The sequence below is a fragment of the Dysgonomonas sp. BGC7 genome (assembly GCF_001261735.1).
Taxonomy (GTDB): Bacteria; Bacteroidota; Bacteroidia; order Bacteroidales; family Dysgonomonadaceae; genus Dysgonomonas.
In genome coordinates, this window is the sequence record NZ_CVRP01000010.1 from 481,967 (window position 1) to 497,016 (window position 15,050).

General features: G+C 35.8%; 11 protein-coding genes. 9 read left to right on the forward strand and 2 right to left on the reverse strand.

Annotated elements, in window-relative coordinates; genetic code table 11:
• Window positions 1-136: 136 nt before the first annotated feature.
• The 6 genes from BGC7_RS17885 to BGC7_RS11685 all read left to right on the forward strand — a co-directional run bounded on the left by BGC7_RS17885 (window position 137) and on the right by BGC7_RS11685 (window position 6,984).
• The gene (locus BGC7_RS17885) at window positions 137-298 is read left to right on the forward strand and encodes a hypothetical protein (RefSeq protein WP_157258705.1); all 162 of its coding nucleotides are present in this window, start codon (window positions 137-139) and stop codon (window positions 296-298) included.
• Window positions 299-398: 100 nt separating this feature from the next.
• Window positions 399-1,319, forward strand: coding sequence for a hypothetical protein (locus tag BGC7_RS11665; protein WP_050701762.1), 921 nt, complete (start codon window positions 399-401; stop codon window positions 1,317-1,319).
• A gap of 114 nt (window positions 1,320-1,433) precedes the next feature.
• Entirely contained in the window at window positions 1,434-4,010 is a 2,577-nt protein-coding gene (locus BGC7_RS11670; protein WP_050701763.1) for a M14 family zinc carboxypeptidase, read from the forward strand.
• Between the two features lie 131 nt (window positions 4,011-4,141).
• Entirely contained in the window at window positions 4,142-4,945 is an 804-nt protein-coding gene (gene metQ / locus BGC7_RS11675; protein ID WP_050701764.1) for a methionine ABC transporter substrate-binding lipoprotein MetQ, read from the forward strand.
• 3 nt (window positions 4,946-4,948) lie between these two features.
• Complete coding sequence (locus BGC7_RS11680; RefSeq protein WP_050701765.1) at window positions 4,949-5,764, forward strand: epoxyqueuosine reductase; 816 nt, start codon at window positions 4,949-4,951, stop codon at window positions 5,762-5,764.
• Window positions 5,764-6,984: a trans-sulfuration enzyme family protein gene (locus tag BGC7_RS11685; RefSeq protein WP_199318965.1), complete on the forward strand. Its 1,221-nt coding sequence runs from the start codon at window positions 5,764-5,766 to the stop codon at window positions 6,982-6,984. The genes BGC7_RS11680 and BGC7_RS11685 overlap by 1 nt, the downstream gene beginning before the upstream one ends.
• A gap of 89 nt (window positions 6,985-7,073) precedes the next feature.
• Here BGC7_RS11685 and BGC7_RS11690 read toward each other — a convergent pair whose 3' ends face one another.
• Window positions 7,074-9,170 carry a dipeptidyl-peptidase Dpp5 gene (locus BGC7_RS11690; protein ID WP_050701766.1) on the reverse strand — a complete coding sequence of 699 codons (2,097 nt, stop codon included), beginning with the start codon at window positions 9,168-9,170 and terminating at the stop codon, window positions 7,074-7,076.
• A gap of 514 nt (window positions 9,171-9,684) precedes the next feature.
• Between BGC7_RS11690 and BGC7_RS11695 the strand changes: the two genes are divergently transcribed.
• Window positions 9,685-10,587 carry a sugar phosphate nucleotidyltransferase gene (locus tag BGC7_RS11695; RefSeq protein WP_050701767.1) on the forward strand — a complete coding sequence of 301 codons (903 nt, stop codon included), beginning with the start codon at window positions 9,685-9,687 and terminating at the stop codon, window positions 10,585-10,587.
• A gap of 122 nt (window positions 10,588-10,709) precedes the next feature.
• Window positions 10,710-11,705 carry a class II fructose-bisphosphate aldolase gene (locus BGC7_RS11700; protein WP_050701768.1) on the forward strand — a complete coding sequence of 332 codons (996 nt, stop codon included), beginning with the start codon at window positions 10,710-10,712 and terminating at the stop codon, window positions 11,703-11,705.
• A gap of 157 nt (window positions 11,706-11,862) precedes the next feature.
• Here BGC7_RS11700 and BGC7_RS11705 read toward each other — a convergent pair whose 3' ends face one another.
• Entirely contained in the window at window positions 11,863-12,921 is a 1,059-nt protein-coding gene (locus BGC7_RS11705; RefSeq protein WP_050701769.1) for a class I fructose-bisphosphate aldolase, read from the reverse strand.
• Window positions 12,922-13,158: 237 nt separating this feature from the next.
• Here BGC7_RS11705 and BGC7_RS11710 point away from each other — a divergent pair, with 237 nt between their 5' ends.
• Entirely contained in the window at window positions 13,159-14,892 is a 1,734-nt protein-coding gene (locus BGC7_RS11710) for a phosphoenolpyruvate carboxykinase (RefSeq protein ID WP_050701770.1), read from the forward strand.
• The last annotated feature ends 158 nt before the right edge of the window (window positions 14,893-15,050 follow it).

A 15,050-nucleotide genomic window follows, 5' to 3' on the forward strand; every position in this document is an offset into this window, starting at 1 on the left:
CTATGAGGATGTTTTTTAACTATTCAAGATATACAGTCCTTACAAAATACCACGATTATGGTATTTCGTAAGGACTACATATTCATAACTTTGTGTAAAATAATTTTATAAATATATCTTATAGAATATTGAAAAAATGAAAATTATCAGAAACACTATTATTGGTTCTAAAAGATCCGAAGAGCAGGCTTCTATTCAGGGAAAAGAAGCTGATTATATTATTTCCATCATCACTCTACCCCACCCTGCATCTATACTTTCCTCTACTCTCCTTTCTATGCGAATGCATTGTTGTTGATACTACTCTCCCTTTACAACTTTTATTACTATCTATAGTCTGATATTGTTTATCCAACTAACAATATCAATAATCATATATACATAAAAAATCCTGAATTATGAAAACTGTAAAAACAATTATCTATATACTATTATTATCTGTAATCACTTTTTCGGTAAAAGCACAAAATACAATATCTATAAAAAGTGAAAAGTTAGTTTCGCCACTATTGTCGAAATGGGTGTCTGAATATAAAAACAACAATTCTGATTTACATATAGAAGAAGCTACAAAAAATAAGAACAACCCAGATATAGAAATTATTACTACCAACAAACCGGATAGTGTATTGCAAGGAAAAGAAGTCTTTTACATTGTCCAATACGCTTTATTACCGATCGTTTCTAAAGATTATGCTTATATAGACAATCTTGAAAAAGAGAAGTTTAACAAAAAGAAGTTAAAAGAAATATTTTTCGAAAGAGATTTGTTATCTGACGAAGACAACAAGCCATCTAAACTAGCCGATAAATTTATTGTCTATTCGGGAAATAAAAAAGAATCGGGAGCTACAGTTTTCGCATCTCACTTTGGGTATGCAACCAATGATCTGAGAGGAAAAAGAATAGCCGGAGATGACATTTTTCTCCTAAATGCAATACAAAAAGATAGTAAAGGTGTTTCGTTCAATAGTTTGTCATACCTATACGACCTTTCTTCGCGACAGTTGAAGAATGACATAAAATTATTACCTCTCGACATAAAAAAAGAACATAGAGCAACACTGGAAAGTGCAACAATAGACGATGTGTTAACACTTATAGAAAACGAAGACATAGATCTGATTCCTGTACAAAGAATCGGTTTGGTAGTAAACAAGGCAGCAAATGCGAACCCAGAAGTTAAAGATTTTATAAAATGGGTATTGACTGAAGGACAAAAGTACAACCACGATTACGGTTTTCTTCGTATAAACAAAGATGTATTACTGGCTCAAGTACAACAATTGAATAATAAATATCTTTCACTCAACAAATAAAGAGTATTTCAGGCTTGTAGGTTACAAGCCTGAGATTTTCTTCTAATAAGATATAATCGTCACCTCTTTCTCCGACGGCAATTTGAGTTTAGGGGTCTTTAAATAAAATAGAATATGAAAAAATTAATCATTACTTTTCTGCTAATTATAGCAGTACTGAACTCCTTTGCCCAAAATGAATACTATTTTGGAAAAGACAGTCAATTCAATTCAGCCATTCCTACACCCGAACAGTTTTTCGGTTTCCCGATCGGGACTTCTCTTGCCCGATACGATAAAGTAGTAGAATATTACCAACTATTGGAAAAATTGTCTGACAGAACGCATCTCGACACTATTGGACGAACTTACGAAAACAGAGATCATATTGTTCTTACTATAACAAGCCCTAACAATCTGAAAAATATAGAAAGTATACGTCAAAATCACTTGAAACTTATAGATCCTAAAAGCTCTGTTTCGAGTTTTAACGATCAAAAGGTTATCGTACATTTAGGCTATAACGTTCATGGGGGTGAAATTGCAGGAACAGAGGCTGCAATATTGGCTGCATATTATTTCGCAGCATCGACAAATCCCGAAACGTTAAAAGAATTGGAAGAGACTGTTATCCTAGTAGAGCCTGCCCTAAATCCTGACGGACGGGACCGGGCTGCATCATATTTCAATACATTCAAATCGACACCAGCCATATCCGATGTTAACGATATAGAACATGCAGGTGGTTTTACTCCACATCGAGGAAATCACTTTTGGACAGATCTTAACCGCGATTGGTTTCCTTTGGTGCATGTAGAAAGTAAAGCTCGTGTAGAGTTTTACCACAAATGGTATCCTAATATATATGCAGATTATCACGAAATGGGAAGTAACAGCACATATTATTTTGAGCCTTCACCTCCTCGCAGCACATGGAACCCAAGCATTCCGGAAGCTACATACAATATATTGAATCCATTGTTAGCAAAATACTACTCACAGTCTTTAGACAAGATAGGATCTCTCTATTACACCAAAGAAGATTTCGACAACATATCACCTATTTATGGATCTACATATCCCGATTTTCAGGGAGGAGTAGGTACAACACTCGAAGTGGGCAGCTCGGCCGGAATAGAAATTGAGACGGAAGTAGGTGTCAGAAAATTCTCCCGCAATATCAAAGATAATGTAGTAACCAGTATTGTAGCTATAAAAGCAGCTGTTGCAGAAAAAGATGTATTACTAAAGCATCAAAAAGACTTTTTTGTCAGCGCGCTGACTTTGGCAAACAAAAATGCAGAAAAGTATATAGTATTCGGTGACAAGAATGACAATAGTCTTAACAAACTATTTTTAGAACATCTGCTTAGTCACAAAATAGATGTCTATGAATTATCAAGTAAATATTCACAAAACGGAAAAGAATTCGAACCCGGCAGTGCATATGTAATACCTGTTTCGCAGGCTCAATACAGAATATTGAATGCTGTATTTGAAGAGAACACCAACTTTGTAGATAGCATTTTCATGGATATTACAGCATGGAGTACAGCACATGGCTTCGGCATTCCTTTCGATAAAGTTAAGGGAGCAGTATCTCAAGGCAACAAGATTTTAAATATCCCTCAGATAAAAAAAGGAGGAGTAAGCCAAAAGTCCGATTATGCTTATATATTTGACTACACAGACTATTTAGCATCTAAATCATTATATTATCTATTAGACAAAGGAATTGTTGCTAAAGCAGCATATAAAGATTTCTCAATATCGGCAAATGGAACTGTATATAAGTTTAATAAAGGAGCAATCGTAATTCCGGTAGAATATCAGAATATCTCTTCTTCAGAACTATATGAAATAGTATCTGAAGCCGCTGCACTTACAGATATTAAGATTGTAGGGGTTAGCACAGGAACAAGTACCAGTGGTATAGATTTGGGTAGTAACAATATTCGAAAAATAGACAAACCGACAGTAGCAACACTGGTAGGCGAAGGAATAAACTGGACTGATGTAGGCGAAACATGGTTCTTGTTAGGAAATAGACTTAATATACCTCTTACAAAAATAGACATATCATCAGCTGACCGAACAGACCTTAATCGTTACACATCTATAATTCTTACCGACGGTAACTACAACTCTCTGTCTCCTCGGTTTATCAGCAAACTACAACAATGGGTTGCCAATGGAGGTACATTAATAACAGCTAAAGGAGCTTCTAAATGGGCTATAGACAATAAAATAGCTACTGAATTTATTCCTGACAGTATTTCGGCTCGTGGTAAAAATGAATATAAACGACTCGACTACAACTCGCAACGTGAGAACGAAGGGCCTCAGCGTATCGGCGGCGCTATATTCAATGCCGACCTTGATATAACCAATCCTCTTTCTTTTGGTATCCTTTCCAGAGACACTTATGCTATTAAAGCAGGTAACTATAAACTACCGAAACCTAAGAGTAATTATGCTACAGTACTACAGTTGACAGATAAGCCTCAGATAAGTGGATATCTGACCAAAAAGAATCAGGAATTACTAAAGAATGCTCCACTCATTGTATTCGAGAACAAAGGTAGAGGTTCTATTGTCCTATTCGGAGAGTCTCCAACATTCAGAGGTTACTGGCTTAGTACAGGCCGAATATTAACAAATGCGATATTTTTTGGAAAAAATTTATCCTCACCCGGACGCTATAGACCTTAAATAGTTTAATTTTATGAGCAAATTACTATATTGATTTTATTTTTATGAAAAGGATGAGGTTGTTGATTGTTACTGCATATATTAGTATAGATTAATAACCTCTCTTGCAAAAAGTTTTTAACATTATGATTATGAAAAATTTAAGTCTTGTCTTTTTAGCATTTACTCTTGTCATATCATTTGCTTCGTGCGGAAATAAAAAAACGAATGATCCAAACTATATTAAAGTAGGAGTAGCATCAGGACCCGAATTTGTTATTGCAGAGGCTGCAAAAAAAGTGGCAAAAGAGAAATATGGATTGGAGGTTGAGTTAATTCAGTTCAACGATTACATAATGCCAAACACTTCTCTTGATCAGGAGGATATAGACTTAAATGTTTTTCAGACACGCCCATTCTTAGACGAACAGGTTTCTCGCCGTGGATACAAATTTGCAGTAGTAGGCAACACTTTCGTTTATCCAATGGCAGGATATTCTAAAAAGATAAAAACACTCGACGAATTAAAAAATGGCAGTACTATCGTCATACCCAACGATTTGGCAAACAGTAGCAGGGCTTTACTACTACTGCAAAAAGTAGGACTTATAAAGTTGAAAGATGGAGTAACAACGCCCAGACTGGTAGACATTGTAGAAAATTCCAAGAAGTTTGAGATCCTCGAACTTGAAGCTCCTCAATTGCCCAGAGTTTTGGATGATGCGAAAGTAACACTTTCGGTAATCAACAATAACTTTGCAGGACAAGCGGGATTGCTACTCAAAGATGGTGTTTTTGCAGAAGATAAAGAATCACCATACGTCAATCTCATTGTATCGCGCGAAGATAATAAAGATGAGGATAAAGTAAAGAAATTTGTACAATCGTACCAATCAGACGAGGTAGAAAAAGTCGCAAATGAAGCATTTAAAGGAGGAGCGGTAAAAGGCTGGTAAAAAATGTCCAATAAATATACAGGCTCAAAATTAAAAAAACAACTAACCTCTCAGGCCAAATTACATGGTATTGATCTGATAGGATTTGCCTCAGTAGACAGGTGGGTTGAATATAATGAGATGCCTGAATGTTTCTTTCCTCAAAAAGTATTTCCTTTTACCAGAACGGTTATTGTACTTGCATTACCTATTTTTATACCGATGTTGGACACAACACCATCTGTCGTATATTCGGAACTATATACTACAAGTAATAGATTACTGGACGAAATTGCATACAAAACATCCTTATTCCTTAATAATAAAGGCTTTAAATCCGTATTTTTCCCACGCGATGCTTATGGAGATATTTCGGTACTTATAGACAAACCAGAAGCTGCATTTTCTCATGTATTTGCAGGCAAATATGCAGGACTTGGCACTATTGGCTACAATCACACTTTGCTTACAAAAAAGTACGGGCCACGAGTGAGGCTCGTTTCTGTTTTTACCGATGCCGAAATAGAATCAGACTCCATGTACGAAGAAGAACTGTGTGTTAAATGCCTGATGTGTAAAAGATGTTGTCCAACATCGGCATTTACAACAACAAAAAACCTAATTGCTGATATGGACAAACGTAAATGTGCTGCATATCATGCAGAATTGAAGCAGAGATACACCTATCCGTGCGGAGTCTGCATAAAAGTTTGTCCGATAGGAGAAGATCGCAAAATATACGGAATGAATAAAGGAAAATATTTAAAAGAAAAAAATATATTAACAAACTCAGAAGAATACTCCGATTGGGTACATATTCGTAATTACGGATCAAAATAATGGAAAAGAATACTTCAGAAAAATCAGACAATTCGGGTGAGATGAAATCATTTGCTTCTAAACTCATACATTCGGGCGAGAAATATACAGAATCAGTATCCAGAAGCAAGACTATTCCGATAGTAATGACTTCTGTCTTTTCATTCGACGATGTAGAGTCTCTCGATGCAGTATATGAAGGCGATGCCTCCGGGTATATATATACCCGTAATGGAAATCCTGTAAATGATGCTCTTTCCGAGATAATGGCTAATATAGAAGAGGGAGAAAGGGCTTTAGCTTATTCCTCAGGAATGGCAGCTATCGCTCTCAGCCTTATTTCGCAGGTAAAAGCGGGAGATCACGTTATTGCAGCCAGTGTGCTTTATGGTGGTAGTTACCAATTCATAAAAACAGAATTGGTAAGGTTTGGTATCGAAGTTAGCTTCGTTGATGTTGTAAACGAAGATATTACTAAATATTTCAGACCAAACACCAGTGCTGTATATGTGGAAACAATATCGAACCCTACTATGGAAGCAATAGATATACAACACATAGCCAAAGTATCCCATTCCTTCAATGCCAAATTGATTGTGGACAATACCTTTGCTACCCCTATCATATGTCAGCCTCTGTTGTTAGGTGCGGATATTGTGGTATATAGCGCAACAAAATATTTGTGCGGGCATAGTGATGTTACTGCCGGAATAGTTGTATCGAGTACAGAAAATATAGATCGGATTTATTCTGCAGGTTTGCTATATGGCCCTACTTTAAGCCCTTTCGATGCTTGGTTGCTCGTTCGTAGTTTACGAACGTTAGAGTTGAGGGTAAAACAACACTCACAGAATGCAATAAAACTGGCTAAGTATTTCGAGAATAATCCTTTTGTAACTAAAGTCTATTATCCCGGTTTAGATTCTTCGCCCACCTATTCTATTGCTCGTAAGAACTTTCAGAACAACTTATTTGGAGGAATGCTAAGCATCGAACTTCAAGGAGGAGAGAAATCTGTTTATTCACTTTTACGAAATCTAAAAACAATCAAATTAGTGCCTAGTCTTGCAGGAGTTTCCACATCTACTTCCTACCCTGCAAAAACATCGCATCGCTCTTTTTCTGATGCAGAACTTAAGAAAGCAAATATTTCGAAGGGGCTTGTCAGAATATCGGTAGGTTTAGACGATATAGAAAGCGTTATTGCCGAATTCGATAAGGCTATAAGCGAAATAGAATAGAAAGCACATCAATACTTTCACTAAAAAGGAATAAAAAAGCTCACGGAATATTATCCATGAGCTTTTTCTGTGAAGATTAATCTCTTCATTTATTTCAGATAGGTATCGAACCAACGGAAAAATTCGCGCTGAAACAAAATTCCATTTTGCGGTTGCGATATCCAATGGTTTTCGTTAGGATAAATAAGCATACGAGCAGGTATTCCTCTCAACTTGGCAGCATTGAATGCCATCATACCTTGAGATGCCAAAATACGATAGTCTAATTCTCCGTGAGTTATCATTATCGGTGTATCCCATTTTTCTACAAACTTGTGCGGTGAGTTTGCATAAGAACGTTGTGCTATAGAGTTGCTTCTGTCCCAGAACGAACCACCCAAGTCCCAGTTGGCAAACCACATTTCTTCGGTCTCCAAGTATTGTGCTTCCAAATTGAAGATACCTGCATGAGACAGAAATGCTTTGAACCTCTTATTATGATTTCCTGCCAGCCAATAAACAGAGAATCCTCCATAGCTAGCTCCTGTACATCCCAGTTTTGTAGCATCTACATAAGGCTCTTTCGCCATTTCGTCGATAGCCGACAAATAGTCTTTCATATTCTGACCTCCATAATCTTTGCTAATTTGCTCCAGCCATTCCTGACCGAATCCAGGTAGTCCCCTTCTGTTAGGAGCCACAATAATATAACCATTAGCAGCCATCATTTGAGGATTCCAACGATACGACCAAAATTGACTGACAGTACTTTGAGGGCCTCCCTGACAGTAGAGAAGTGCAGGATATTTTTTATTAGGATCGAAATTTGGCGGATAAACAATCCAAGTCAGCATTTTCTTACCATCTGTAGTTGTTATCCAGCGCTCTTCTACCTTGCCCATAGTCAACTGATCGAGTATATCCTTGTTCTCAAGAGATAATTCTTTAGCTTCTCCGCTAGTTGTGTTCACTGAATATATTTCGTTCGGTTTCGACATAGAGTGACGCAAGGCAATCAACTTATCACCTGCAATACCAAACGATTCGTAATCGAAATCTCCCTTCGTTAGCTGACTTATTTCTTTTGTATGAATATATGCTTTAAATATATGTGTTTTAGCTTCTACGCAGGATATAAAATACACGCTTTGACTATCTTCATTCCAAGCAATATAATCGGTATTATAATCAAACTTTTCAGTCACATATATTTTTTCCTTCGATTCCAAGTTTAACACAAATAATCTGTTTTTGTCCGATTCATATCCATTTCTTTCCATACTTTGCCAAGCCATATACTTACCATCGGGAGAAAACATAGGATTTGTATCATACCCCATCATTCCTTCAGTGAGGTTTACAGTTTCTTTCGTTTTCAGATTGTACAGATAGATATCCGAGTTTGTAGACAGGCTGTATTCCACCCCTTTCTTCTTACGACAGGTATATGCTATAGATTTACTATCAGGGCTCCATGCAAGCTGCTCTGTACCCCCAAATGGAAGCATAGGACATTCGTATGGTTCATCACCCAAAATATCTATACTGTTTTCCAGTTCATTACCATCATAATCGGCAACAAATGTATGAGGTATCTCCTCTATCCATTCCGACCAATGCTTGTACATAAGATCATCGATAATGCGTCCCGAAGCCTTAGGCAAATCCGGATATTTATCGACAGTTCTTTCTCCAAACTTCACATTCTTTATGTACATTATTTTCTTCTCGTCAGGCGAAAATGTGAAACCGTTTATATCTCCTTCTATATCACTAATCTGTTTACGCCCTGTTCCGTCAGCATTCATCTCCCAGATTTGCGAAGAGCCACTTTCAATGCTTAGAAATGCTATTTTCGCACCACCTTTTATCCAAACAGCATTGTTTTCGCTTTTGGCTGTTTGGGTAATCTGTTTCTTATCCGAACCATCAAGATTCATGGAAAATAATTCTCGGTTAGTCTTATTCTGGTCGATACTAACATAGGTAACACCATATAAGAATTTCGACTTATCAGGAGATACCTGTACATCGGTCACTCTGCCAAAGCTATACAACACCTCAGGAGTCATAATACCATTCTCTACCTTCACGGTTGCTTTCCCTATCACAGGAGCATCATCTGTCTGATCTGCCTTTTTCCCAGCCGAATTGCAGGCAATCATTGTAGCACTGCATAATAATGCCATAATAGATTTGTATTTCATAAATATTTTTTTGAAGAAACTTCTGCAATCCGTATTCCATCAATATATATTAGTATATTAAGGTTATACCTATTCCATAGTTTTTATTAATTTTATGGATTCAAAGGTATCAGTTTTTTACAATACACACAAACATAAGAGTAAAGATGAAAAAATACATATTATTTCCTTTAAGTACTATCTTCTTTTTTTACCATTTTAAATGTCTGAATAGGTAATCCAATTTAATGTTCAGGTAGGTATGCCGAATTTCACAAAATTTTATCTATAAAAGAAAATAAAGTCTTTATAGTAGTAAAAAAGCAAAAATGAATAGAAAAGAGTACAACTTTGTCAGGTTTTAGTTAAAATCATATTTTATGGAAACAGACAAAACGGTTATTTTTCAAGACCCCAAACTGCTGATTTGTACTATTAATAAATTCTTAATTGATATATCTCTGTTTTTTACCCTATTTACAGGTTAAAAAGCTATCTTTGTGGCTTAAAATTTTAACCAAAATATAATTACATTATGAAACCAACCTTGTATATCCTTGCAGCAGGAATGGGTAGCCGATACGGAGGCCTGAAACAAATAGACGGATTAGGTCCGAGCGGAGAAACTATTATGGATTATTCTATATATGACGCACTCAGAGCCGGATTTGGAAAAGTAGTTTTCGTTATAAGAAAATCATTTGACAAAGAATTTCGTGAAAAAATAATATCTAAGTACGAAAAACACATACCCGTAGAAGTCGTTTACCAGGAGTTAGATATGCTTCCCGAAGGATACTCCCTTCACCCTGATAGAGTAAAACCTTGGGGTACTAATCACGCTGTTATGATGGCTAAGGATGTTATACACGAACCTTTCGCTGTTATCAATGCTGATGACTTTTATGGTCGCGAAAGTTATTCGATACTAGCTGAACAACTGAACAAAATGAACGGACAACAAAATCATTACTGTATGATTGGCTATCGTTTACAAAATACCCTTTCGGAAAGTGGCGCTGTAGCACGTGGTGTTTGCGAAGCTAATAACGAAGGCTTTCTAACAAGTATTGTAGAAAGAACTCACATTGAACGCAAAGAGGGCAAGATACAATATAAAGATGCTGAAAATTATTGGTTTGAACTACCAGAGAACACTCCGGTATCAATGAATATGTGGGGCTTTACTCCTGATTATTTCGAATATTCTGAAAAATATTTTATAGATTTTCTGGAAGCCAATATAGGCAACCACAAAGCAGAATATTTTATTCCATTGATGGTGGACCACCTTATTATTAATAAAACAGCAGATGTAAAAGTACTTGACACCCCTTCTAAATGGTTTGGTGTTACTTATGCAGAAGACAGAGAAGGTGTAGTAGAAAAATTACAAAATTTAGTAGATAAAGGTGAATACCCTACTCCACTGTGGTAATGACAGCGAAAAGGTTATTAAATGTTTATTTTGCAACTTATTCTCATATTTTTTTGTTATTTTTGCAATGAAATGAGAGATCAATAATACTCACAATTATTTTAATTATAAAATCAAGAACAATGGTAAGTTATAAAGACTTAGGATTAGTAAACACAAGAGAAATGTTTGCAAAAGCCGTAAAAGGAGGATATGCAATTCCTGCTTTCAATGTAAACAATATGGAGCAATTGCAAGCGATTGTACAGGCTGCTTCCGAAACAAAATCTCCTGTAATTGTACAAGCATCAAAAGGAGCTCGTCAATATGCAAACCCTATCTTGTTACGCTATATGCTACAAGGTGCGGTAGAATACGCCAAAAGCTTAGGATGGGAAAAACCACAAATCGTTCTACATCTAGATCATGGTGACACATTTGAAACATGTAAAGAATGTATCGATTCAGGTTTCTCTTCTGTTATGATTGACGGTTCTCACCTTCCTTACGAAGAAAATATAGCTCTTACAAAGAAAGTTGTAGATTACGCACACCAATTTGACGTTACTGTAGAAGGTGAACTTGGAGTATTGGCTGGTGTAGAAGACGAAGTATCTTCAGAACATCATACATATACACAACCTGAAGAAGTTGTTGACTTTGCGACTAGAACAGGCTGTGACTCGTTGGCAATCTCTATAGGTACATCTCACGGAGCAAACAAATTTACTCCGGAACAATGTACTAGAGACGAAAACGGACATTTAGTACCTCCACCGCTACGTTTCGATATTCTAGAAGAAGTAGAAAAAGAACTTCCAGGATTCCCTATCGTTCTTCATGGTGCATCTTCTGTTCCTCAAGAAGAAGTTGCAACTATCAACAAATACGGAGGTGCATTGAAAGATGCAATTGGTATTCCGGAAGAACAACTTCGCAGAGCTGCTAAATCTGCTGTATGTAAAATCAACATCGACTCTGATAGCCGTCTAGCTTTGACTGCTGCAGTTCGTGAAGTATTTGCAACTAAACCAGCAGAGTTCGACCCTCGTAAATACCTTGGTCCTGCTCGCGATAATATGAAGAAACTATACAAACACAAAATTGAAGAAGTGTTAGGTAGTGCAGGAAAAGCATAAGGCGGAAGTTTTATCTTATAATAAAAATAGCCATTTCAAGGTATTGAAATGGCTATTTTATTTTTCTCAAACTTACAGACAAAAAGAAGCCCTGCACAAAAGCGCAGGGACATCTTAAGCAACTATAATAAAAACACTACTAGAAAAAACATTAGCATCACGCTAATGTGATATCTTTATCTAAGTATACATCTTGAATTGTATTTATAAGCTCTACCCCTTCTTTCATAGGACGCTGAAAAGCTTTTCTTCCACATATCAATCCCATACCTCCTGCTCTTTTATTTACAACAGCTGTATAGACTGCATCTTTCAGATCGGAAGCTCCATGAGACTCTCCTCCCGAATTAATAAGACCTACGCGTCCCATATATCCATTGGCAACCTGATAACGACAAAGATCAATAGGGTGATCCGAAGCAAGCTCTGTATACATACGTTCGTCCCATTTACTAAAATTAATCGCTTTAAATCCACCATTGTTAGTAGGTAACTTTTGCTTTACAATATCTGCCTTAATTGTTACCCCTATATGATTTGCCTGACTAGTCATATCTGCCGAACTGTGGTAATCAACTCCGTCTTTATTAAACTCACTATTTCGGAGATAACACCATAGAATTGTCGCCATTCCCAATTCATGTGCATATTCAAAAGCCTTAGCTATATCAACAATCTGTCTGCGACTTTCTTCCGACCCAAAATATATAGTAGCTCCGACAGCCACAGCACCCATATTCCAAGCCTCTTTTATAGTTCCAAATAATACCTGATCGTAAGCAGTAGGATAAGACAATAATTCATTATGATTTATCTTTACTACAAAAGGTATCTTATGAGCATACTTACGCGCAACAGATCCTAAAACACCAAATGTAGAAGCTACAGCGCTACATCCTGATTCGAGAGCAAGCTTAACTATATTCTCCGAATCAAAATAAATAGGATTAGGAGCAAACGATGCTCCTGCAGAGTGTTCTATATCCTGATCGACAGGTAGAATAGACAAATAACCTGTATTTGCCAATCGACCATGATTAAATAAATGTTGTAAACTATTTAGGGTAGGTATATTCCTATCCGAATCTAACCAAATATTGTCTATCACATTTGGTGAAGGTGCATGAATAAGAGATTTATCTATTGTTTTACTAACATGACCGAGCAAATATTCGCTCTGATTTCCCAGAATTTTTGTAATGTTTGAATTTGCCATATCTTTTGATTTTATATTGATTAAATAAATATGCAAAGGTGTTTATTATAGAACAATACAGTAAAGCTTTAGTTTAAACGTCCTAAAACATTTATAATTAGGAAAAGATTATTTAACAAAAAGAGCTTATTTATAACCTATCAAAATAACTAAAAAGTTAAATAAAATCTTTATCTTTGTTTAGATAGACATATGGAAATCTCCTATTTGTATTAATTTAACTATATATAGAACATTATGTTACATGAATTTACGCTTTCAAGAGGAAGAGCTATGATTAATTTCACCCTAAAATACTGCGATACAAAGCAAAAATTGTTGAACAGTTATGGGTTTAGAAGAGTTATAGAATCCTTTATAAAACAAGTATTAAAAAAAGATGAACGAGTTATATATGACTATTATATCGATCATTTTGGAAATGAAGACGAGGTTGTCGATTCTTTGATAGAAGTATTTAAATTGCTTACTGTTTTTGATATTAAAGAAGTCGTAGCTGTAGACAATAAATATTCTAAATTCTTTGAAGATAAAGACTTATTTATAGAAGTTACAGAATTATTAGTAGCTTACTGGAAAAGATTAGAAAGATATACTATTGTGAGAAATTCTCGAGTTGGAAATGGCTTGCAAAATGTACGTTTCATTCAGGCAAATGATATGTTCAACGATTTAGTTCTATCTACAGGAAGAAGAATTCAGGAAACAGTAAATGGACAAGAAACCAGAATCTACAGACAATCGACTGTAGGAGCAAACGCAGGTCTCACACTTAATGATGTTAACTGGAATTGTCCAATAGAATATAACGGCTTGTCTTCAGTTCCATTCATTAGTACAGTTGTTGTTCAACCCCCATATATATCATATACAAAGAAAAATACACGTGACGGTATATTTCAAGAGCACGATCAAAATCCATTAGAAAACATAGTATTAAATGATGACGACTGGTATGTATTTCCTGCAAAAGTAGGCAATATGCTGACTTTCGTATATTTCCATAAAGACTTTATGGTACATGGAATCGGGCTGGCTAACCTATTTGAGCTAGCAACTGAGACCGAATATATCGGAAAAAAACCAGATATGATATATGTATTCGGTTATCCTGACGGACATGAAGAAAAACGCACATTCTACTACAAGGACAAAAAGAATGATATTCTTATCGGCTATGCAAATTATTGTGACGATATAGACTATTTCGGCTACATGAAGAAGATGCTCCTTACATTGCATAATGTAAAGCAAATAGAACAAAAACGTTTACCTATTCATGGAGCTATGGTAAATATAGTTCTTCGTAATGGAAAAGAGTCTAATATCATTATAATGGGCGATAGTGGTGCGGGCAAGTCTGAAAGCCTTGAAGCTTTCCGCACATTGAATGAAAACTATATACGACATATGCGTGTTATTTTCGATGATATGGGGTACCTCAAAAAAGAAGAAGATGGTACAATTAAAGCCTATGGAACTGAAATTGGAGCATTTGTCCGTGTAGACGACTTAGATCCTGCATATGCTTTTGAACAATTAGATAAAGGTGTATATACTAACATGGACAGAATAAATGCACGAGTTACCATTCCTATTTCTACATACGAAATTATATCAAAAGGATATCCGGTAGATTATTTCCTTTATGCAAATAATTATAATGAAGCAAATAAGAAAATTCTGATTTATGACAACTTAGACGAAGCAATTACTGTATTCGAAGATGGCGCTCGTAAAGCTAAAGGAACAACAACAGAGAAAGGATTAGTCAAATCTTATTTTGCAAACCCATTTGGCCCGGTACAAGAACGAAAACAAACAGAAAAACTTGTACGATCATATTTCAACGATATGAAAAATGCAGGAGTTCTGATTGGTGAAATCCATACATCTCTTGCAATAGATGGAAAATCGAAGGATGGTCCTCGTGAAGCTGCTGAAGAGCTATTTAAATTAATAAACGAATAAAATATAGTAAACTAAATTCAGTAAAGGGTGTGTCATACTTTTGGCACACCCTTCCTTTTTCGTGTAAAACTACATTAAAATTCTAATTTTTGAATTATTATATATTCTACAAATTGTAGTTATCCACTTTCACTTGAGAACAAAATGTTTGAGTGATT